The sequence below is a fragment of the uncultured Tateyamaria sp. genome, from assembly GCF_947504105.1.
Taxonomy (GTDB): Bacteria; Pseudomonadota; Alphaproteobacteria; order Rhodobacterales; family Rhodobacteraceae; genus Tateyamaria.
The window spans coordinates 43,535-65,362 of sequence record NZ_CANNGP010000004.1 but is presented as its reverse complement, the minus strand read 5'-3'; the positions used below and the strand labels follow the sequence as shown (position 1 = coordinate 65,362).

Annotated in this window: 19 protein-coding genes; 12 read left to right on the top strand and 7 right to left on the bottom strand. The window is 60.3% G+C overall.

Annotated features, from left to right (window positions below):
* The first annotated feature begins 117 nt into the window (after window positions 1-117).
* Together Q1A75_RS04020 and Q1A75_RS04015 are read left to right on the top strand one after the other, a co-directional pair.
* Complete coding sequence (locus Q1A75_RS04020) at window positions 118-627, top strand: peptidylprolyl isomerase (RefSeq protein ID WP_299549276.1); 510 nt, start codon at window positions 118-120, stop codon at window positions 625-627.
* Window positions 617-1,177 carry a peptidylprolyl isomerase gene (locus Q1A75_RS04015; protein WP_299549273.1) on the top strand — a complete coding sequence of 187 codons (561 nt, stop codon included), beginning with the start codon at window positions 617-619 and terminating at the stop codon, window positions 1,175-1,177. Before Q1A75_RS04020 ends, Q1A75_RS04015 begins: the two co-directional genes overlap by 11 nt.
* 112 nt (window positions 1,178-1,289) lie before the next feature.
* Here Q1A75_RS04015 and Q1A75_RS04010 read toward each other — a convergent pair whose 3' ends face one another.
* The 6 genes from Q1A75_RS04010 to bcp all read right to left on the bottom strand — a co-directional run bounded on the left by Q1A75_RS04010 (window position 1,290) and on the right by bcp (window position 6,863).
* A complete protein-coding gene (locus tag Q1A75_RS04010; RefSeq protein ID WP_299549270.1) occupies window positions 1,290-2,756 on the bottom strand; it encodes an MFS transporter in 1,467 nt (488 codons plus the stop codon).
* Between the two features lie 12 nt (window positions 2,757-2,768).
* On the bottom strand, window positions 2,769-3,281 hold the full coding sequence (locus tag Q1A75_RS04005) for a polymer-forming cytoskeletal protein (RefSeq protein ID WP_299549267.1): 513 nt from the start codon (window positions 3,279-3,281) through the stop codon (window positions 2,769-2,771).
* Window positions 3,271-4,602 (bottom strand): M23 family metallopeptidase, encoded by a 1,332-nt coding sequence (locus Q1A75_RS04000; protein WP_299549265.1) that lies wholly within the window; start codon window positions 4,600-4,602, stop codon window positions 3,271-3,273. Before Q1A75_RS04000 ends, Q1A75_RS04005 begins: the two co-directional genes overlap by 11 nt.
* Window positions 4,603-4,777: 175 nt before the next feature.
* Window positions 4,778-5,587, bottom strand: coding sequence for a ferritin-like domain-containing protein (locus Q1A75_RS03995; protein ID WP_299549262.1), 810 nt, complete (start codon window positions 5,585-5,587; stop codon window positions 4,778-4,780).
* Window positions 5,584-6,405: an alpha/beta hydrolase gene (locus Q1A75_RS03990; RefSeq protein ID WP_299549259.1), complete on the bottom strand. Its 822-nt coding sequence runs from the start codon at window positions 6,403-6,405 to the stop codon at window positions 5,584-5,586. The genes Q1A75_RS03995 and Q1A75_RS03990 overlap by 4 nt, the downstream gene beginning before the upstream one ends.
* A complete protein-coding gene (gene bcp, locus Q1A75_RS03985; RefSeq protein ID WP_299549256.1) occupies window positions 6,402-6,863 on the bottom strand; it encodes a thioredoxin-dependent thiol peroxidase in 462 nt (153 codons plus the stop codon). The genes Q1A75_RS03990 and bcp overlap by 4 nt, the downstream gene beginning before the upstream one ends.
* Before the next feature lie 72 nt (window positions 6,864-6,935).
* Between bcp and Q1A75_RS03980 the strand changes: the two genes are divergently transcribed.
* The 10 genes from Q1A75_RS03980 to Q1A75_RS03935 all read left to right on the top strand — a co-directional run bounded on the left by Q1A75_RS03980 (window position 6,936) and on the right by Q1A75_RS03935 (window position 20,884).
* Entirely contained in the window at window positions 6,936-10,352 is a 3,417-nt protein-coding gene (locus tag Q1A75_RS03980) for a hypothetical protein (RefSeq protein WP_299549253.1), read from the top strand.
* A gap of 21 nt (window positions 10,353-10,373) precedes the next feature.
* A complete protein-coding gene (gene queA, locus Q1A75_RS03975) occupies window positions 10,374-11,426 on the top strand; it encodes a tRNA preQ1(34) S-adenosylmethionine ribosyltransferase-isomerase QueA (RefSeq protein WP_299549250.1) in 1,053 nt (350 codons plus the stop codon).
* A 94-nt stretch (window positions 11,427-11,520) separates the two neighbouring features.
* Entirely contained in the window at window positions 11,521-12,792 is a 1,272-nt protein-coding gene (locus tag Q1A75_RS03970; protein WP_299549247.1) for an MFS transporter, read from the top strand.
* Window positions 12,793-12,889: 97 nt separating this feature from the next.
* Window positions 12,890-13,468, top strand: a complete 579-nt coding sequence (locus Q1A75_RS03965) for a DUF924 family protein (RefSeq protein WP_299549244.1) — start codon at window positions 12,890-12,892, stop codon at window positions 13,466-13,468.
* Window positions 13,469-13,613: 145 nt separating this feature from the next.
* Window positions 13,614-15,011, top strand: a complete 1,398-nt coding sequence (lpdA, locus tag Q1A75_RS03960; protein ID WP_299549241.1) for a dihydrolipoyl dehydrogenase — start codon at window positions 13,614-13,616, stop codon at window positions 15,009-15,011.
* A 68-nt stretch (window positions 15,012-15,079) separates the two neighbouring features.
* Window positions 15,080-15,481, top strand: coding sequence for a hypothetical protein (locus Q1A75_RS03955; RefSeq protein WP_299549238.1), 402 nt, complete (start codon window positions 15,080-15,082; stop codon window positions 15,479-15,481).
* 87 nt (window positions 15,482-15,568) lie between these two features.
* Window positions 15,569-16,792, top strand: coding sequence for an MFS transporter (locus Q1A75_RS03950; RefSeq protein ID WP_299549235.1), 1,224 nt, complete (start codon window positions 15,569-15,571; stop codon window positions 16,790-16,792).
* Between the two features lie 33 nt (window positions 16,793-16,825).
* Window positions 16,826-19,708, top strand: a complete 2,883-nt coding sequence (gene uvrA, locus Q1A75_RS03945; RefSeq protein ID WP_299549232.1) for an excinuclease ABC subunit UvrA — start codon at window positions 16,826-16,828, stop codon at window positions 19,706-19,708.
* Between the two features lie 74 nt (window positions 19,709-19,782).
* Window positions 19,783-20,490 carry a head GIN domain-containing protein gene (locus tag Q1A75_RS03940; protein WP_299549229.1) on the top strand — a complete coding sequence of 236 codons (708 nt, stop codon included), beginning with the start codon at window positions 19,783-19,785 and terminating at the stop codon, window positions 20,488-20,490.
* A 190-nt stretch (window positions 20,491-20,680) separates the two neighbouring features.
* Window positions 20,681-20,884, top strand: a complete 204-nt coding sequence (locus tag Q1A75_RS03935; RefSeq protein WP_299549226.1) for a hypothetical protein — start codon at window positions 20,681-20,683, stop codon at window positions 20,882-20,884.
* A gap of 71 nt (window positions 20,885-20,955) precedes the next feature.
* Here the strand turns inward: Q1A75_RS03935 and mmsB are convergent, their stop codons facing one another.
* On the bottom strand, window positions 20,956-21,828 hold the full coding sequence (gene mmsB / locus Q1A75_RS24250; protein WP_366142175.1) for a 3-hydroxyisobutyrate dehydrogenase: 873 nt from the start codon (window positions 21,826-21,828) through the stop codon (window positions 20,956-20,958).

Genomic DNA, 21,828 nt, shown 5'->3' with positions numbered 1-21,828 from the left:
TTTGCCTCTGCGTTGGCCCTTGCATCGCGGCAAATGCACCTCGGGTCAACCGGGTGACTTGTCCCTGCGTGCCCACCGGCTTAGGTAGATGCCCAAACCAATTGGAAAGAGGCGCACATGGCCGAGATCAAAGACCCCGAAAACACGATCCTGATGGAGCTCAAAGGCGGAACCGTCACCATTCAACTGCTGCCCGACGTGGCCCCCAAGCATGTCGAGCGGATGAAGGAACTGGCGCGTGCCGGTGAATATGACAACGTCGCGTTTCACCGTGTAATCGACGGTTTCATGGCGCAGACGGGCGACGTGCAGCATGGCGACATGGAAGACGGGTTCAATATCCGCATGGCCGGCACCGGTGGCTCGGACAAGCCGGACGTTCCGGCCGAGTTCTCCAAGGTCCCCCACGCTCGTGGCTCGTTGGGGGCTGCGCGGTCAGCCAACCCCGACAGCGCCAACAGCCAGTTCTTTATCAACTTCAAGGACAATGATTTCCTGAACGGGCAGTACACTGTCTATGGTCAGGTCACCTCGGGTATGGAGCACGTGGACGCCATCGTGCGGGGCGAGCCGCCTGCCGAGCCTGACCGTATGATCAGCGTGAAGGTGGCCGCCGATGTGGCGTAACCTGATCGTCGCTGCGGCACTTGCTGTCCCTGCGGGGACAGCGCTGGCCTCGGGCCTTGAGATTGAGGTGAGCGGTGAGGCCAATGGCACCATCGCCATCGATCTTCTGGAAGACACGGCACCGCAGCATGTCGCACGCATCACGGCGCTGGCCGAGGGGGGCGAGTATGACAATGTCGCCTTTCACCGCGTGATCGACGGCTTCATGGCGCAAACAGGTGATGTGCAGTTCGGCGATACGACAGCTGATTACGACGGTCGTCGCGCAGGGACCGGCGGATCTGATCAATCGGATCTTCCAGCCGAGTTTTCGGACATCACCTTTGATCGTGGCGTCGTCGGCATGGCCCGTTCGCAAAGCCCGAACAGTGCCAACAGCCAGTTCTTTATCATGTTCCAGCCGGGGCCGTTTCTGAATGGACAGTACACCGTTGTGGGCCGTGTGACCTCGGGCCTTGAGGTATTGGACCAGATCAAGCGGGGGCATCCGCGGTCTGGTGCGATTGAAGGTGCGCCGGATGTGATGACCAAGGTGTCTGTCACCGAGTAAAAATCTGTCCCCGCGGGGACAAAGTGGGAGGGCGTACTTTAAGTACGACCTTTTTTCTTTTTAGATCATACCCTTAAGAGCCAAACCTAAACGATTTAAATTGGATTAAAGGTTAATTTTCGTTTACGTTTCGGGTCAGCCAACCGAACCCGGCACTGATCACGGCGAGTGCTGTTGCGATCCAGGCCAGCCCTGAGAACGCCGCTGTCATAGCTGCGCCATGGTCCGCTGTGTCACTCTCGATCCCGAAGCTGGCTGTGCCGCCTGCACCTGCGTAGAGGGCGGCAATGACCCCTCCGACTGCGGCGACCGAGATGAGGCTCGCCATGCGCGTCACGGCATTGTTGATGCCCGAGGCGGTTCCGGATTGGGTTTCGTCCACCGCTGCCATGACAGAGGTAGAGAGCGGGGCCACGACGGCTGCCATGCCAAGGCCCACGAGGCACATGGCGGGCAGGATATGGCCCCAGAAGTTCTGATAAGTGGCGAGAGTGGCCATTGCTGCATAGCCTGTCGCAACCACCAACGAGCCACCCATGAGCAAGGGCGCAGGGCCGATCCGATCAGCCAGTCTGCCGGCGCGTGCCGACAAAAGCGAAATGAACACCGACATGGGCGCGAAAGCGGCCGAGGCTGCGATCTCGGTCAGGCCCCAGCCCGCGATAAAGGTCATGGGCATGAAGAAGAACATCATCGACAGCGCGGAATAGAGTGTGAAGGTAAGCGCATTCGCGGCTGAGAAGGAGCGGGAGGCAAAGAGCGTGAGCGGCATCATCGGATGATCGCCACGCTTTTGCGTCCACAGGAATATCACCAGCATCACCGCGCCACTGATCAACCACATCGTCGCGTTGCCGCCATGATCAAGCGAGGTCAGTCCCCATGCGATGGCCAGCAGAGCGGCGGTTGCGGTCAGGGCACCGGGAATGTCAACGCGGGCATTCTCCTTGGCTGGGTCGTCGCCCAGATGGCGGTATAGTAGAAACAGCGCCAAGGCGCCAAGTGGCAGGTTGATTGCAAAGATCCAGCGCCACATTTCGGGCCCGCCAATGGTCAGGGTAAGCCCGCCGATGATGGGCCCGGCAGCAGTGGTGACTGCGGTTGCAGCAGCCCATGTGCCGATGGCGCGCCCCCGACTTTCGCGAGGATAGGCGCGGGCAATCAGGGCGAGCGAGCCGGGTACCATGATGGCCGCGCCCACACCCTGCACTGCGCGCGCGACAATCATGAAGAGCGGCGTGGGGGCGAGGGCGCAGAACATCGACGCCACAACAAAAAGCGCAATGCCCAGCCCAAAAACGCGGCCCAGTCCAAAACGATCACCCATGGCCCCGCCGACAAGGATCAGGGCCGATAGCGTGAGCATATAGGCATTGTGAATCCACTGTGCCTGAACCAGCCCCGCGCCCAGGCTGTCGCGCATGGCGGGTAGGGCGATGGCTACGACCGTGCCGTCTATGATGCCGAGGGCCGAGGCGAGTACCGCCGCAACAAGGATGTAGGGGCGACTGCGTTCCGCGCAGAACCCGGGATGAAAAACGGGCGCCGCAGTGGTCTGGGGCGCCCGTGTATCTGTCATGTGAAAAAGACCCTAGCCGTTTTGCGGCGCTGGCGATGGCTGCTGCGGTGGTGCCTTGGGCTTGTTGCCGCCCGCGTTCAGGGGATCGTCCTGACGCTGTACGGACCCTTCGAAATGGGCACCGCTTTCGATGGCGATGGTCTTGTGGATGATGTCGCCTTCGACCCGTGCGGTCGAGGTCAGGCGCACTTTCAGGCCACGGACGCGGCCCACGATGCGACCGTTGATCACGACGTCGTCCGCGACGACCTCGCCCTTGATCGTGGCGCTTTCACCGATGGTCAGCAGGTGGGCGCGAATGTCGCCTTCAACTGTGCCTTCGACCTGGATGTCGCCGGTGGTTTTCATGTTGCCCGTGACGTGCAGGTCAGCTGAGAGAAGCGATGCGGGTGGTTTCGCCTTGGGCGCGCTGGCCTTGAATTCGCTTTGCTGTTTGGGCGCTGCGGGGGCAGGGGCGGCCGGTGCCGCTTTTTTCTCCGCATCTCTGCTGGGCGCGGGATCGTTGATTTTGCTCTTAGAAAACATCGTTGGCTGCCTTGATATAGATCATCGGGTTTACGGCTTTTCCGCCGACGCGGACTTCGTAGTGCAAGTGCACACCGGTCACCCGTCCGGATGCTCCCATATCACCAATCCGATCCCCGCGCGAGACCTTTTGGCCAACTTTCACACTCAGTCGTGAAAGGTGCGCATAGCGGGTTTCGATGCCAAACTCATGTTGGATTTTGACAAGGCGCCCATAGCCTGATTGCCAGCCTGCATGGGTTACAACGCCGTCGGCCGTGGCATAGAGCGGCGTGCCCAGACCGGCAGCAAAATCGACGCCTTTGTGCATGCGCCGCCCGCCTGTTTTGGGGTCGCGGCGAAAGCCGAAGGATGAGGTGAAGCGGAAGGCGGATTTGACCGGGGTGGCAAACGGCGCCTTTTGCGCGGCAATCCGGTAAAGGTTCAGCGTGTCCATCTGGTTCAGCAGACGGTTGGCGCGCAGCGTGTCGGGGCTGGGCTCTTCGCCGCGGGTGGAGAAGGACAGGGGCGTGAGCGGGCCACCCTGGCCGGAATAGCCGCGCCGCACCTGTTCGATAATGCGGTCGGTTGGCATGCCGGCGGAGCGGAACATCTTGTCCAGCGGCGCAACCGAGACGGTCATCGCTTCTTCGAGCTGGCGGAAAATCTGGTCGTTCTGTTCGCGCATCAGCGCGATTTCGGTTGCCATTGCGTCGGCGGCAAGCAGCGCATCCTGCGCGTCCTGTTCGATCTTGTCGCGTTCGGCAGCGGTTTTTGCGAGCGCGTCAGCCACAAAATCCATGGGTGCGCCACCACCGCTTGCGGCGAGTGCGATACCTGCACCGCCAGTTTCAACCTGGTCCTTCAGCGCAGCGAGCTGCGCGCGCGCGGCTTCGCGGTCTTTCATGGTGCCGCGGAGCGTCGCCTGGATCACTTCGATTCCGGTTTCGAGTTCACGTCGGCGGGTTTCGGAGGACAACAACTCGGACTGCATGAGTGAAATCTGCTGGAGTGCCGCGTTGAATCGGTTTTGAGCAGCAAGTGCCTCTTCCGCGCGGGCATCGCGTTGACCAGCCAGATCGTTCAGGCGCGCCTGGTAGGTGCTTTGATCCCGCTTGGCCTGTTCGCGGAAGTTGCCCGATCCGATACTGTCCATGAGCAGGATGGCCGTGGCGACGATGGCCCATGCCACAACAAAAGAACTGCCCGCAAAGGCGAGCAGTTGTGTGCCGGGGCGCAGCCGGATGAATCTGGTATCATTGTCTGATTTGAGAAAGACGCGGCGCTCGGGAAAATACTTTTCCAGAAGTCCGTGCCACTTAATGCCGAGGCGTGTCCGCAAAACGCTCGTCCCTTTAGTCCCATCCCGTTACGCGCTCATATCCCCAAACACAGCGCCCTAACGCCTGTGCATAAAGTCACACCGCTTTGGCGGCAAGCCTCACGCTACGTTCTGTGCAAAACCGGTGCGGAAATGTGTCAAATTGGCGGAAAGCCGCGCATGATACCCATACGGATCAGTCTGTTAGCGCCAGAGGCCAGTAGAAGTCTGGCGGCAGGCCGGCCTCGGCCCGTTTCTCTTCATTGAAGGGTGGTTTGAGGGGGCTGTGGAAGTAGCGCTGCACGAGGTTGTGGAAGGCATCCTTGGGGTCGAGATTGTCGCGGCCGCACAGGAAGTGGAACCACTTTGAGCCATAGGCGACATGGGCCACTTCCTCGGCATAGATGGTTTCGAGGGCAGCGACCGCGCTGTCGAGTTTCGCCTTCCGGAAGACCTCGATCATACCCGGTGTGACGTCGAGCCCGCGGGCTTCGAGCACCATGGGCACAACGGCAAGGCGGCCCATGAAGTCCTCTGCGGTGTCTTCGGCGGCGCGCCACATGCCGGCATGGGCGGGAAGAGCGCCGTAGTGGCTGCCCAACTCCTCCAGGCAGTCGCACATCAGGTTGAAATGCTTGGATTCTTCGTCTGCCGCTTTGACCCAGTCGTCGTAAAACCCCATAGGCATAGGCACATGGGTGAAGCGCGCGATGATGTCCCAGTGCAGGTCCACGGCGTTGAGTTCGATATGCGCGACTGCAGGCGGCAGGGCGATGCGCCCCTCGGGACTGCCGGGGCGGCGGCGCGGGACGTCGCGGGGACTGAGAAGTTCTGGTGCTGCGGGCCGCGCCGGGTGCATCGGCGGGGAAGCGGTGCCGATATGGGGACTTTGCCCATCCGCCTGCGCCGCTTGCCATTCGGAAGCCAGCTGGCGCGACAGCGCGGTCTTTTCGCGGCCTTCGGCAGTGCGCAGCACCGCCTCTGCCATTTGCGCGAGCGGCATCATGTCGTGAGCGCGGGCAGGACTGCCCGGAGTGTTGCGTCGGCGTTTTCGAGTTGTGGCATATGTCCCAGTCCCGGCAGTTCCGTCATGGGCGGTCCGCCCATAGCCAAAGCCAAGTCGCGCCCGTGTGCCAGAGGTATCCACGGATCGTCCGCGTCCCACAAGATGTGAACGGGACATCTGACCTGCGCAAGCCTGTCTTCGAATGCTTCCGTCAACGCTTCGTCCGCCTGAGCGAACTGGCGATAGAAGGCGGTTTGGTCCTCGGCATCCAGCCATGGTGCCACCAGATGATCCAAGTCCGCCCGGGCAATGCCATGTGCAAATGCACCGCTGATATATGCTTGGGTGATGCCTTTGTGGATATGGGGCGGAACAGCGGCAAAGACATCGGCGTTGCGCTTTACATGATCAAAAAAGCCAGACCCCCACGGGCGCATCATCACCACGTTCATCAGCACCAAACGGGCATAATCCACGCCGCCCATCAGATGCGCGCGCAGGGTGATGGCGCCGCCGAAATCGTGTGCCCATACGGTGGGTGCGCGCAGATCAAAATGGTCGAGCATCTCGGCAAAGACATGCGCCTGTGCGTCAATCCCGCTTGCGCGATCTGCCCGACGTTCGGAGGCGCCGAAATCGGGCATGTCGTACCAATATACGGTGAACCGTTTGGACAGCGTGGCAATCACCCGGTGCCAGGAAAAGGAAGACCATGGCCAACCATGCGCCAGCACCAGCGCTGGGCCGGTGCCGCTACGTCCGGCTGCCACCACACCCGCCGAGGTTTGAAACCGCTCGTGCAGGCCCCAACCGGTCAAAGGGCTTTGACGGCCGCCAGTACCGCTTCGGCGTGACCCGGTACCTTTACCTTGGGCCAGGCCATCGCCACGTTGCCGTTGGCGTCGATCAGATATGTTGTGCGTTCGATGCCCATGTACTTCTTGCCGTACATGTTCTTTTCCTTCCAAACGCCGTAGTCCTCGCAGACCGAGCCGTTTTCATCCGATAACAGGCCCACAGTCAACTCGCGTTTCTTGGCAAATTTGGCGTGGCTTGCCACACTGTCCTTGGAAATGCCGAAGACCTTGGCGCCTGCGGCCTCGAACTCGGCCAGGTGTTCGGAAAAGGCGATGGACTCCTTGGTACAGCCCGGCGTGTCATCGCGCGGGTAGAAGTACAGAATGATCGGGCTGCCTTGCATCGCCGACAGGGTCACGTCATTGCCGTCGCTGTCAGGCAGCGTGAAGTCAGGGGCGGGGGAAGCGATATCCAGCATGTTTCGGCCTTTTCATAAGACTTGGGAAAGTTGTGACTGGCATGATAGGGCTGGGTAGACAAGAATAAAGACATGAGCAGTGCAGATCCGATCACCGAACCGCCCGCGCGGCGGAAAAAAAGCCTGTGGCGTCGCCTTGGGTTGGGGAGCATGTTTTTCAGCCTTGTCTTTGCCACCCTCATGGGGGCTGCGATCTATGTGCTGATCGGGCGGCCCGTTACGGCGCCTGATTGGGTGCGCGACCGGATAGAGGTGCGCGCAGGTGAAGCCTTGGGTGCGGCGTCACTTCGGTTCGATGCTTTGGACCTTATGGTTGAGGACAACGCCAAACCGCGGGTGCGCATGACCAATGTGCAAGTGCTGAACACCGCAGGTGTCGAGATTGTCGGCTTTTCCGAAATGCGGATCGGTTTGTCCCTGACCGATCTGGTGCAGGGCGAATTTCGCCCCACTGACATCAGCGTGTCGGGAGTCTTTGCCAGCCTGCGACGTGAGATTGATGGATCGGTCATTCTATCCGGTGGTCTGGACCTGACCGGACCAACACAACGGGCCGCCAACCTTGCCCTGTTGATCGAAAGTGTCGACGAACTTTTGACATTGCCCGGGTTGTCTGCCCTGACCTCAGGCGACATTCAGGCGCTGACCCTGCGGATCGAAGATATCCGGTCGGCCCGCGCGTGGACGATTGACGGCGGTCGGATGCGACTGTCGCGCGATGGTGACGCGGTGCGCATTACCTCGGACCTTGCCTTGCTGAGCGGCGGAGAGGGCGTGGCGACGCTGGAAGCCAATTACGAGGGCCAGGTCGGTCAGTCATCCGCCAGTTTTGGTGTGCTCGTGGAAGATGTCGATGCAGGAGACATTGCGGTTCTTGCACCGCCCTTCGAATGGCTTGATGTGGTGCGTGCCCCGATATCCGGTGCGGTGCGTGGCGGCATTGGGGCGGATGGTGTGCTGAATCCACTGAACGTGTCGCTGAACATCGGCGCGGGTGTCATTCAGCCAACCGACGCAACACGACCGGTGCCGTTCCAGTCGGCGCGCAGCTACTTCAGTTATGATCCCGGTGACACGGTTCTGACCTTTGATGAGCTGTCCGTTGAGAGCGCGTGGATCACTGCGCAGATTGATGGTCAGGCGGTCCTGGGGTTGGACGATCAAGGTGGTCTTGACGATCTTGTGGGCCAATTCCGGGCCAGCGCGTTGAGCGCCAACCCTGACAATCTGTATCCCGAACCCATTCAGATGGACGCGGCTCAGCTGGACTTCCGTTTGAGCCTCAATCCGTTTCGGCTGGATGTCGGGCAGGCGCTGTTTCAGGATCATGGTCAGGACCTGATTGCGCGTGGGGCTTTGTTTGCTGCACCGGATGGCTGGAGCTACCAGCTGGATGCGCAGATGGCGGGCATGATGCCGGATCGCCTGCTTGAGATCTGGCCGGATCGCTATGCCCCTAAGGCACGCAAGTGGGTGCTTGAAAACCTGCAGGATGGTCAGATGCGCGATCTGGATGTCGCGCTGCGCGATGAACCGGGCAGCCCGATTGTCGCCTATGCCGGGTTCGCCTATGAGGACGCGCGCGTGCGTTACCTCAAGACTATGCCGCCCATCGAGCAGGCGCGCGGCAGTGCCAGCCTGTTGGACGGACGCTTTGTTGTTTCGGTTGATCAGGGGGTTGTTGCGGCCCCCCTTGGCGGACACGTGGATGTCAGCGGGTCGTCCTTCATCATTCCCGACGTGCGCGCAAAAGAGGGCGTGCCTGCCGTTGTCCGCTTGGAAACGGATGGGACAGTGACGGCGGGCTTGTCGCTGTTGGATGTGCCGCCGCTCAGCGTGATGGAGCGTGCCGGCCTGTCGCCCACGTTGGCGGATGGACGCCTTCAGGCGGCGGGGACGCTGGCCTTTGCCATGAAGAAGGGGTTGCAGCCGAAGGATGTGGAATATGATGCGACCGGCACCGCGCGGGACGTGTTGAGCACGGCACTGATCGAGGGCCGCCGGCTGGCTGCGGATACGTTGCGCGTGGTTGCGTCGCAAGACGGCGTGCAGGTGTCAGGGGTGGGAACGTTGGACGGGGTGCCGTTCGATGCGCGCTGGGCGCAGCCTTTGGGCCGTGGATCTCCGCAACCCAGCCAGGTCACAGGCACCATCGAGTTGTCGGAGCGCACGATTGATGCCTTTGAACTGGGGCTTCCTCCCGGTTTGGTGACAGGGCGGGGGTCTGGTGACATTACCATTGATCTGCCCGCGGGCGACGGCACCCCTGCCTTTGCCCTATCCACCAATCTACGTGGGGTCCGGCTGTCATCGCCGCCCCTGGGCTGGTCCAAACCGGCGTCGACCGCCGGCTCTCTGACGCTTGATGGGCGGCTTGGGCCATTGCCCCGTGTCGACCGGATCGCGCTGGACGCGCCGGGTTTGCAGGCAGAGGGGTCGATCACGTTCATTCCCGGCGGCGGGCTGGAGCGGGCAAGTTTCAGCACTGTTCGGGTCGGTAACTGGATGAATGGCCCGGTAGATCTGTGGGGCCGTGGCCCCGGCGCTGCTCCGGCCGTGCAGGTGCGTGGCGGAACGCTGGATCTGCGCGAGGCGGATTTCGGCGGCTCGGGTGCCGGGACCGGTGGGCAACAGGGGGGCGGGCCGCTAAGCCTGACCCTTGATCGCTTGCAGATCACGGACACTATTGCGCTTGATGGTGTGTCTGGCGAGTTCAACATGGCGCGCGGGCTGGACGGAGAATTTCGCGCTCGGGTCAACGGACAGACACCGATCCGGGGGCAAGTGCTGCCGCAGAACGGGCGCAGTGCCATCCGCATCACCGCGGACGATGCGGGCGGTGTGGCTGCATCGGCGGGCATTCTGAAACAGGCGCGAGGCGGGGCGCTGTCCCTGACCCTTTTGCCCGTGGGAGCCGCGAGCTTTGACGGCACGCTGAACGTGACAGAGACGCGGGTGCAGGACGCGCCTGCCATAGCTGCCCTTTTGAACGCCCTGAGTATCGTCGGCTTGTTGGAGCAGATGAGCGGCAGCGGCATTCACTTTCAGAACGTCGAGGCATCGTTTCGTCTGACCCCGTCCACGATGACGCTGACGCAGGCCAGTGCGACAGGTCCGTCGATGGGGCTGTCCATGGATGGTGTTTATGACGTGGCGGGCGGGCGTTTGAATATGCAGGGCGTGATCTCTCCGCTGTTTCTAATCAACGGGATCGGCAGCATCTTTACCCGGCGGGGCGAGGGGTTGATCGGCTTCAACTACCGGCTGCGCGGTCCGGCGGCGAACCCGCGTGTGCAGGTCAACCCGCTGTCGGCGCTGACGCCGGGCATGTTCCGCGAGATTTTTCGCGCTCCGGCACCCGATGTACCGCGCGTCGAAGGCGAGAGCCAACCCCCCGTGGTGCCTGAAGCGTTTGTGCCAGAGGACACAGGACCCAGTGAGGCCGAACAAAGACGGATTGAACGGCAAAAACGCATTGATGAACGATGATTGCGTCGCTACGTGGCGCGCATGAAACTGGATGATTTCGATTTTGATCTGCCCGAGGCGCTGATTGCCACCCGCCCTGCGTCACCGCGGTCGTCGGCGAGATTGCTGGTGGCCGAAGGCGACATGATTTACGACAACGTGGTCACGAACCTTGTATCGTGGTTGCGACCGGGTGACTTGCTGGTTCTGAACGACACGCGCGTGATCCCGGCGCGCCTTTTCGGCACGCGTGCAAGGGAAAGTGCACAGGGCCTGACCGAAGCGCGCATCGAGGTGACCTTGCTTGAGCCCCGCGCTGACGGGGCGTGGTCAGCGCTGGTCAAACCGCTGAAAAAGGTGAAGCCGGGAGAGGCGATCCGCTTTTCGGATGATCTGTCGGCCACGCTAGAGGGCAGCGCCGACGGACAGGGGCACTTGCGGTTCAATCTTGTGGGCGACGATTTTGACGCCGCCCTGGCTGAGGCCGGAGCGATGCCGCTGCCGCCTTATATCGCCGCCAAACGTCCTGCAGACGCGCAGGACAAGACCGATTACCAAACGATCTGGGCCAAGCACAGTGGCGCTGTGGCGGCACCAACGGCCTCGCTGCATTTCGACGAAACGTTGATGCAGGCGCTGGCCGCGCACGGGGTCGAGACGACCCATGTGACATTGCACGTCGGTGCAGGCACATTTCTGCCGGTCAAGGTAGATGATGTGACCCAGCACAAGATGCATGCAGAATGGGGACAGGTGTCGGACCGCGCCGCACAAGACATTGCGGCGGCCAAGGCGCGCGGCAGCCGGGTGATTCCCGTTGGTACGACGGCCCTGAGACTGATCGAAACGATGGCCCGTGATCGCGGCATCGCCCCGTGGGAGGGCGACACAGACATCTTCATCTACCCCGGTTTCACCTTTGGTGTGGCAGACGGGTTGATGACCAATTTTCACCTGCCCAAGTCGACATTGATGATGCTGGTATCGGCATTGATGGGGCAGGATCGCATTCGCGCCATCTATGACCACGCGGTGCAGTCGGAATACCGCTTCTTTTCGTACGGGGACGCGTCGCTTTTGTTGCCGCAAACGTGACACCGGAAACCGACACGTAATAGTCGCACATATCTGAGACACGGACCGCAGTGGCAGGGCAGGGTGCCCCCACCCGGACAAGGAGTTCCGCACCATGTTCCAAGTTCTGACCAGCGCCTGGGCCCTGCTGTTTGGCATGGGGCTGTTGATGGTTGGCAATGGGATGCAAGGCACGTTGCTGGGTATCCGGGGGGAGATTGAAGGATTTTCAACTGCCGAGATGTCGATTGTCATGTCGGCCTATTTCCTTGGATTTCTGGGGGGCAGCCGCATGGCCCCCCGTATGATCCAGCGCGTCGGGCACGTGCGTGTCTTTGCGGCGCTGGCATCCCTGATCTCAGCCGTCATGATCCTATACCCGACCTTTGCTGATCCCTGGGTCTGGACCGTGGCACGCGTGGTGATCGGGTTCTGCTTTTCGGCTGTCTATGTCACTGCAGAAAGCTGGTTGAACGATGCCGCCGACAATTCGAACCGGGGCAAGGCCCTGTCGCTGTACATGATCGTGCAAACCTTTGGCATTGTCGTGAGCCAGTACTTGCTGCTGACGGCGGATCCCTCGGGCTTTATCCTGTTTGTCATCCCGTCGGTGCTTGTGTCGCTTGCCATTACGCCGATCTTGTTGTCGATCAGCCCGGTGCCGGCGTTTGAAACAACCAAGCCGATGTCGCTGCGGGCGCTTGTCGCGACCTCGCCGCTGGGCTGTGTGGGTATGTTCTTGCTGGGCGGAGTCTTTGCCGCGCAGTTCGGGATGTCGGCGGTGTACGGGACGCAGGTGGGACTGTCCGTCGCCCAGATTTCTGCCTTTGTGTCGACTTTCTTTATCGGCGCGATGCTGCTGCAATATCCCATCGGCTGGATTTCCGACCGGATGGATCGCCGGGCGCTGATCCTGGTTGTTGCGGCGCTGGGCGGGGTCGGATCGGTGATTGGCCTGATTCTGGGTGGCAATTTTGCAATGCTGCTAGTGTCGGCATTTGTGGTCGGAGGCATGTCAAACCCGCTTTATTCTCTGCTTTTGGCCCACACGAACGACTTTCTTGATCACGATGATATGGCGGCTGCCTCGGGTGGGCTGGTGTTCATCAACGGTCTGGGTGCCGTATTCGGTCCCCTGATCGTTGGCGAGTTGATGGAAAGCGTTGGGTCATCGGGGTTTTACATGTTCACAGGCGTGTTGTTCGCAGCGCTGGTTGCCTATGCCGCTTACCGACGGACGCAGCGTGCCGCGGTGCCGGTGGAAGAGACTGGATCATATGTTGTTATGTCCCAGGCCACGGCCACGCCAGTGGCTATGGAGATCGCGCAAGAATACGCCATTGAGGCTGATTTGGAGGCAGAAGATGAGGCTCAAGCGGCATCTTGACCTGCAATGTGTCGCACCTGTCGTATTTCGTGATTGGGGTCTGTGGAAAACTTATGTAACGATCTGATTACGGGGCATGGGAAGCGGGAGATAAACCATGGTTGGTCCGGACGAAGTATTACGGTTCTGGTTAGATGAGTGCACACCGGAGGCATGGTTCAAAACCGACGCAGCATTGGATCAGTCCATACGTGACCGTTTTGGTGAGGCATGGAAGGCTGCGACCGAGGGCAAGTTTGCCTTGTGGTTGACATATCCGTCCGGTGCGCTGGCCTATGTCATTCTGACCGATCAGTTTCCACGCAATATGTTTCGCGATGATGCTGCCGCCTTTTCCACGGACAAGGCAGCACTTGCGGCAGCAAAATCCGCAATTGCCAAAGGGTGGGACATGCGGATCGATGCGCCGGCACGGCAATTCTTCTACATGCCGCTTGAGCATTCTGAAAACCTGTGTGACCAGGATCGCGCTGTGCGCCTGATCTGCGAGCGGTTGCAGGATGACGAGTTCCTTCTGCACGCCCGTGCCCATCGCGAGGTGATCCGTCAGTTCGGTCGTTTTCCTCACCGCAATACCGTCTTGGGTCGGGCCACGACAGTGGCCGAGAAAGCGCATTTGGATGCGGGTGGTTACGGCGCCGTGTTGCGCGGTTTGCAGACCGACAAGGCCGCCTGATCCTCTTTCCGCCACTTAAGTGAGTGAATGGCGCAAGGCTTCCCTTGCGTCAGGCGATTTGTCGCGCCATGCTTTCGTTGTGAAGTTTCCAGAAGTAGTTTAACGGTAAACTAAATTTGGCACAACGTTTGGCGAGGGCATTGAAATGGCGGCGAAATCCTTTGACGTGGTGGTGGTCGGGTCCGGCCCTGGCGGGTATGTGGCGGCCATTCGTGCAGCCCAACTGGGGCTGAACACCTGCGTTGTGGAGCGCGAGAATCTTGGCGGTATCTGTCTGAACTGGGGTTGCATCCCAACCAAGGCGATGTTGCGCAGCTCGGAAGTGTTTCACCTGATGCACCGCGCCAAGGAGTTTGGCCTGAAGGCGACTGGTGTGGACTATGATCTGCCCGCTGTTGTTGAACGCTCCCGCAAGGTGGCGGGGCAGCTGTCCGGCGGTGTTCAACATCTGCTGAAGAAAAACAAGGTGACCGTCATCATGGGTGAGGGCACGGTTCCGTCCAAAGGCAAGGTCAGCGTCAAGACCGACAAGGGAACCGAGGAATTGACGGCCAAGAGCATCATCCTTGCGACCGGTGCGCGGGCGCGGGAATTGCCGGGGCTCGAGGCGGATGGCGATCTGGTCTGGACCTACCGGGCGGCGCTGACGCCGAAGCGGATGCCGAAGAAGCTGCTGGTGATCGGGTCGGGCGCCATCGGGATCGAGTTTGCCAGTTTCTACAACACGTTGGGCGCTGACACGACGGTGGTCGAGGTTATGGACCGTGTGTTGCCAGTCGAGGATGCCGAGATTTCGGCCTTTGCCAAGAAGGCCTTTGAAAAGCAGGGCATGAAGATCATGCAGAAAGCCATGGTCAAGCAGTTGGATCGCGCCAAGGGTAAGGTGACGGCCCATATTGAGGTGGGCGGCAAGGTCGAAAAGCATGACTTTGACACCGTGATTTCCGCTGTTGGTATTGTCGGCAATGTCGAGGGGCTGGGACTTGAGAAGCTTGGCGTGAAAGTGGACCGCACCCATGTGGTGACGGACGAATACTGTCGCACGGGCGTGGAAGGCGTGTACGCCATCGGCGATATCGCGGGTGCCCCGTGGTTGGCGCACAAGGCGTCGCATGAAGGCGTCATGGTGGCCGAGCTGATCGCTGGCAAGAACGACGTTCATCCGATCAAACCCAACTCCATCGCGGGCTGCACCTATTGTCATCCACAGGTGGCAAGCGTCGGCCTGACCGAAGCAGCGGCCAAAGAGGCGGGCTATACGTTGAAGGTCGGTAAGTTCCCTTTCATCGGCAACGGCAAGGCGATCGCCCTGGGCGAGCCCGAGGGCATGATCAAGACCGTTTTCGACGCCAAAACGGGTGAATTGCTGGGTGCACATATGATCGGTGCCGAGGTGACCGAGCTGATCCAGGGCTACGTTGTTGGGCAGGCGCTTGAGACGACGGAAGAAGACCTGATGCACGCCGTCTTCCCGCACCCGACGCTGTCAGAGATGATGCACGAGAGCGTGCTCGACGCCTATGATCGTGTGATCCACATGTAAGGCACTGCGACTTTCCGTAATCACGAATGGCCGCTATTCTGCGGCCATTCTATTTTGGGAAGATTGATATGAAGCTTTTTTGCGCAAGTCTTTTGATCGCGGCCGCTTCCGTGTTTACCTCTGCAGTTCCTTCCAAAGCACAGCAGCTTATCGCCGAATATTACACGATGCTGGTGGGTGCTGATCTGAGCAATTCGCGTGGCGTACCACTTGGTGATTTCTGCGCGGTCGTTCAGCAGGACCGCGCCAACTACCACCGTTTTGGCATTCGTCATGATGGGGATGATTGGGATCCGATCTTTGCAGATCGGGTGGCGCGTGCGCGCATTGCGACGACCTGTCAATTGGCAGCGGGCTCGGAATATCTGCCGTCTTCGCTGGCGCAATATGGCAGCAAATACGTCCATGTCCGCGTCTTTGGGTCTGGTGGAATACCAACGCTGGTTCTGGTCGCCGAAGGCGCAGGCTGAGGCCGGGACCAGCCCACACATGCAGGTCGCGCACGATGCACAGAAAGTGGCCTTGCAGCCCCTGACGTTCAGGCGTAGCCCGGACAGATGAGCGACCGCACTTCATTCCCCCTTGTCTTTGCCCTGTGGGGGGCGGGGCTGGGTGCAGCGGGACAATATGCCAAGATATCTGTGATCTTTGACAAGCTGCCTGCTGTTTATCCCGACGCGGGTGCGGCGCTGGGGTTCACCGTGTCCCTTGTTGGGTTGCTTGGTATTCTTCTGGGGGTTGTTGCGGGCCTTGTTGTCGCTCGTATCCGGTATCGGCGGGCGATGCTGTGGGCGCTTTGGGCGGGTGCGGCGCTGTCACTTTATCAGGCGACATTGCCGAGCTTGCCCTTGATGCTGGTGAGCCGTGCGCTTGAGGGCGTGTCGCATCTGGCGATGGTTGTTGCCGCGCCTACGCTTATCGCGCAGCTGAGTGCCGAGCGGCATCGCGGCTTTACCCTGACACTGTGGAGCACGTTCTTTTCTGTTGCCTTCACCCTATTGGTCGCCCTTGGCCTGCCGCTTGTGGATGCGATGGGTGTGCCTGCGCTGTTCGTTGCTCATTCCATTTGGCTGGCCGTCTTCGCGGTTATCCTTGGTGTGTTCCTGCGCCCGCTTGAGGTGCCGCCAGAGGGCGCGCTATCCCTGCATGGTATCATGCGGGATCACGTTGCGATCTATCGATCGCCCAGCATTGCCGCGCCGGGGGCAGGTTGGATGTTCTATACGTTTTGCTTCCTTGCGATCCTGACGGTGCTGCCGCCCTACATAGCACTTGAATGGCGCGCCTGGGTCATGGGGGCGATGCCGCTGACCTCGATTGCCGTATCGCTGACGCTTGGGGTCTTTGCGATGCGGTTCATGTCAGCGGTGATGCTTGTGCAGATCGGATTCGTTCTGTGCATCATCTCGCTTTTGTGGCTTTGGGCAGCGCCCGGATTGCCCGTGGCCTGTCTGGCGCTGGCGGGGGCCTTGGGTCTTGTGCAAGGCGCAAGTTTTGCGGCTGTGCCCCAGTTGAACGAGACGGCAGCGCATCAATCACAGGCCTATGGAGGGCTGGCGCAGACGGGCAATCTGGGCAACACGCTGGGCACGCCTGTGTTGCTTGTCGTGTTGGGTGTTGCGGGCTTTCCGGGGCTTGTCTGGACCTGTATTGCCGTCTTTGGATGCGGAATTGCGGTCCATGCGTGGATGGCTGTGCGGCGGCGTACTGACATCATCCGTCAGCAAACGACATGTTCACGACATGTTCTCATTTTTTCATTGGCTGTTTCGGCCATCTGACCTATGTACAAACCGTTAATCCGGGGGGCTGATATGGCCGAGCAGAAGAATATCGAGGTACGCGGCGCGCGCGAGCACAACCTCAAGTCCATCGACGTGGATATCCCGCGCGACCAACTGGTTGTGATCACTGGGCTTTCCGGGTCGGGCAAGTCATCGCTGGCCTTCGATACGATATATGCCGAGGGGCAGCGCCGCTACGTGGAATCACTATCGGCCTATGCGCGTCAGTTCCTGGACATGATGCAGAAGCCGGATGTGGATCACATTTCAGGCCTGAGTCCCGCGATTTCGATTGAGCAGAAGACGACGTCGAAGAATCCTCGATCGACTGTTGGCACTGTGACTGAAATCTACGACTACATGCGTCTGCTCTTTGCCCGCGTGGGTACACCCTATTCGCCTGCCACTGGCAAGCCGATCGAGGCGCAGCAGGTGCAGGACATGGTGGACCGCATCATGACGATGGAGGAGGGGACGCGCGCCTATCTTCTGGCCCCCATCATCCGCGACCGGAAGGGTGAGTACCGCAAGGAGTTCCTGGAGCTGCGCAAGCAGGGCTTTCAGCGTGTGAAGGTCGATGGCGAATTCTATGAACTGGACGAGCCGCCGACGCTGGACAAGAAGTTCCGCCATGACATTGACGTGGTGGTAGACCGGATCGTTGTGCGCGAGGGGCTGGAAACGCGTTTAGCAGATTCGCTGCGGACGGCGCTGGATTTGGCCGATGGGATTGCGATCCTTGAGACGGCTCCGAGCGAAGGTGAACCGGAGCGTACGACTTTTTCCGAGAAATTCGCCTGTCCGGTGAGTGGCTTCACGATCCCCGAGATTGAACCACGCCTGTTCTCGTTCAACGCGCCGTTTGGGGCGTGCCCGTCCTGCGACGGGTTGGGGCATGAGTTGTTCTTTGACGAGCGGTTGGTGGTGCCGGACCAGACGCTGAAGGTCTATGACGGAGCATTGGCGCCATGGCGCAAGGGGAAGTCTCCGTACTTCCTGCAGACCATTGAGGCGATTGCGGCCCACTACGAGTTCGACCCGCAGACCAAGTGGAAGGACCTGCCAGCGCATGTGAAGCAGGTGTTCCTGTACGGCTCCGGTGATGAGGAGATCCCGTTCCGGTATGACGAGGGCGGGCGCGTTTATCAGGTGACGCGCGTGTTCGAGGGGGTGATCCCCAATATGGAGCGCCGCTATCGCGAGACGGATTCCAACTGGATCCGCGAGGAATTCGAGCGCTACCAGAACAACCGTCCTTGTGGCGATTGTGGCGGGTTCCGCCTGCGGCCCGAAGCGTTGGCGGTGAAGATTGGGCCACGAGACGAGCCGGATCGGCTGCTGCACGTCGGCCAGGTGGTCGAGATGTCGATCCGCGAGGCCTTTGACTGGTGTCAGACTGTGCCGGAGCATCTGACAGACCAGAACAACGAGATTGCGCGCGCCATTCTGAAGGAGATCCGCGAGCGGCTTGGGTTCCTGAATAATGTGGGTCTTGAGTATCTTACGATGTCACGCTCAAGTGGCACGTTAAGTGGTGGCGAAAGTCAACGCATTCGGCTGGCCTCGCAAATCGGGTCCGGTTTGACCGGTGTTCTCTATGTGTTGGATGAGCCGTCGATTGGTCTGCATCAGCGAGACAACGACAGGCTTTTGGGTACGCTCAAGAACCTGCGGGACCAAGGCAACACCGTCATTGTCGTTGAGCATGACGAGGAGGCCATTCGCGAGGCGGACTATGTCTTCGACATTGGTCCGGGTGCCGGTGTGCATGGTGGGCAGGTCGTAGCGCATGGGACGCCGGATGTGCTGGCCGCCAGCGGGTCCATTACGGGCGACTATCTGTCTGGTAAGCGAGAGATCGCGGTGCCGACAGAGCGTCGCAAGGGTAAGAAGGGCAAGAAGAAGGTCACAGTCGTCAAGGCGACGGGCAATAACTTGCAAAACGTGACTGTCGATTTCCCACTGGGCAAATTTGTCTGTGTGACGGGCGTGTCGGGTGGGGGCAAGTCCACTCTGACGATTGAAACGCTGTTCAAGACGGCATCGATGGCACTGAACGGTTCGCGCCAGACATCTGCGCCCTGCGAGACGATCAAGGGGCTAGAGCATCTGGACAAGGTGATCGACATAGACCAACGGCCCATCGGGCGCACCCCACGTTCGAACCCGGCGACCTATACCGGGGCCTTCACGCCCATTCGCGACTGGTTTGCGGGGCTGCCGGAGGCCAAGGCCCGCGGCTATAAGCCGGGACGTTTTTCCTTCAACGTGAAGGGCGGGCGGTGCGAGGCCTGTCAGGGTGATGGTGTCATCAAGATCGAGATGCACTTTCTGCCGGATGTTTATGTCGAGTGCGAGACGTGCAAAGGCGCGCGGTACAACCGTGAAACGCTAGAGATCAAGTTCAAGGGCAAGTCCATTGCTGATGTGCTGGGTATGACGGTCGAGGATGCGCAGGGGTTTTTCCAGGCGGTCCCGTCGATCCGCGAAAAGATGGATGCGCTGATGCGTGTGGGCCTTGGTTACATCAAGGTGGGACAGCAGGCGACGACCTTGTCGGGGGGCGAGGCGCAGCGGGTGAAGTTGTCGAAAGAGCTTTCGAAACGGTCGACTGGCCGGACGCTCTATATCCTCGATGAGCCAACCACAGGGCTGCACTTCGAAGATGTACGCAAGCTGTTGGAAGTGCTGCATGAATTGGTGGATCAGGGCAACTCGGTCGTAGTGATCGAACACAATCTGGATGTCGTGAAGACCGCCGACCACATCATCGATATCGGACCCGAGGGTGGCGATGGCGGCGGGCAGGTGGTTGCGACAGGGACGCCGGAAGAGGTCGCCGAGGTGGCTGAGAGCCACACGGGCCATTACCTCAAACCGATGTTGGCACCGCGCAAGGTCGCGGCGGAGTGAAATATCCCCAAGCGTCTTGAATGTTAATCTGATTAACACCATCTCATCTTCGTATTCATATCGGGAGAGTGAAGATGAGGCGACCTTTGTACGTCGTGTCGGCTGTCTGTGCGGTTGCCTTGGCGACCCCGCTGGCCGCTCGCGAAACAATTCATGACTTTTCAGGTTTTACCAAGATAATCGCCGCTGATGGTGTGACGGTCCGGGTGTTTTCAGGCTCGGACTACCGCGTTGTGTCCGATGTCTCTGGCACTGCGCGTGAACGCCGCTTGTTCGTGGAACAGGATGGCGATACGTTGTCGATCAAGCGCCAGGGTGGATCGTCGATGATCCTCATGGGGATGGCCGATTACTATACCGTCACGGTGCATATGCCAGAGTTGACGTCGATCATTGGCAGTCGCGGGGTTGATGTCGAAGTATCAGGCACGTTTACCGATGCGTTCGAAGCAATGAGCAGCAGTGGTGCCGATGTCGATGTTGACGGGTTGGACACCGAAACGGTGTTCCTCAAGGCCAGCTCGGGCTCGGACCTGGACGTGCGCGGCTCCTGCGGATCCCTTGTGGTCGAGGCCTCCAGCGGGTCGAATATCGACGCCGAAGACCTTGAATGCCGGGACGCACATGCAAGAGCCTCCAGTGGATCGGATATCGAGATTCATGTCTCTGGCGCCCTGTTTGCAAGGGCATCCAGTGGCGGTGACATAGATGTCGAAGGCGCGCCGATGGATGTCAAAGTCAAGGAAAGCTCGGGCGGACAAGTGAGTTTGCCGGGGTCCTGAACACCGGCGTGGTTGACCTTTGGATGAGTGTTCGAAGGGCAGGGCGGATGCGCGGCTTGGGACAATGTACATCACCGATGTGCACCCTGTAGCAGCCGCAATAGAGACATCTTAAAAAAAGTCTGATTGTTTTGGTCAGAATGCCACATTTAAAGCGGTCTGTTGCCTCTTATCTGATGGGAAACCGTTGATGGAGCCACACAAACATGACCACGACAACCACCAACCCGACGCCGCCGTCGCGTTTTCTGCGGACCGGGATGCGGAGGATATCCGAGGCCGCGCCACCATGTTGTCTGCCGTGGTTGGCCCGGAACTTCGTGTTCTGTTGGTCATACTGGCGTTGGTCGTCGCGTGGGGGCTGGCCATCGCGACATGGGACTATCCGCCCTGATCGTCGTCGCCTTGTGTCTGGTGCCCGTGATGTTCGGGGTCTTGCTGCTGATCACCGTCGGGAAATAGGGGTCAGTCGCGCCCCCGGGTTTCGAACCGGGGTAGCATTGCGCTGAAATCCTTACCCAGCCCACCTTCATTTTCGACAAACTGGCGGTAGAGTTCAAGCGCGCGTTGCCCCATCGGCGTGTCCGCGTCGACAGCCTCAGCCGCCTGCTGGCTCAGCCCGAGGTCTTTCAGCATCAGTTCTGCTGCGAAGCCGGGGGTGTAGCCATTGTCCGCGGGGCTTTGCGGGCCAACGCCCGGGGCAGGGCAATAGGCGTTCATCGTCCATGAATAGCCCGATGATGTGCTGACCACGTCGAACATCTTTTGCCGATCCAGCCCCAGCTTGTCGGCCAGTGCAAAGGCTTCGCAGGTGGCGATCATGGTGGCGCCCAGGATCATGTTGTTGCAGATCTTGGCCGCCTGACCTGCACCTGCGTCACCGCAATGCACGGCCTTCTGGCCCATGATGTCGAAGAGGGGCTTGGCGGCTTCGAAAGCCGCGGTGCTGCCGCCCGCCATGAAGGTGAGCGTTCCACCGGCAGCGCCGCCAATGCCACCTGACACCGGCGCATCGACACAGCCCAGCCCGGCAGCATCCGCCTGTTCGGCGACCGCACGCGCGCTTTCCACATCAACGGTCGAACAGTCGATCAGCGTGGCGCCCGCTTTCATCGCCGGGATCACGTCGGCGGCTACCGCGCGCAGGATGTTTCCGTTCGGCAGCATCGTGATGACAATGTCCTGATCAGCGGCCGCCTCTGCTGCGCTTGAGGCGTTCGTGACCCCTTCGGCCGTGGTTCCGGCCACGTCGAACCCGGTCACCGTATGCCCGGCCTTGGCAAGGTTCGCGGCCATCGGGGCACCCATATTGCCCAGCCCAACAAATCCGATCTTCAT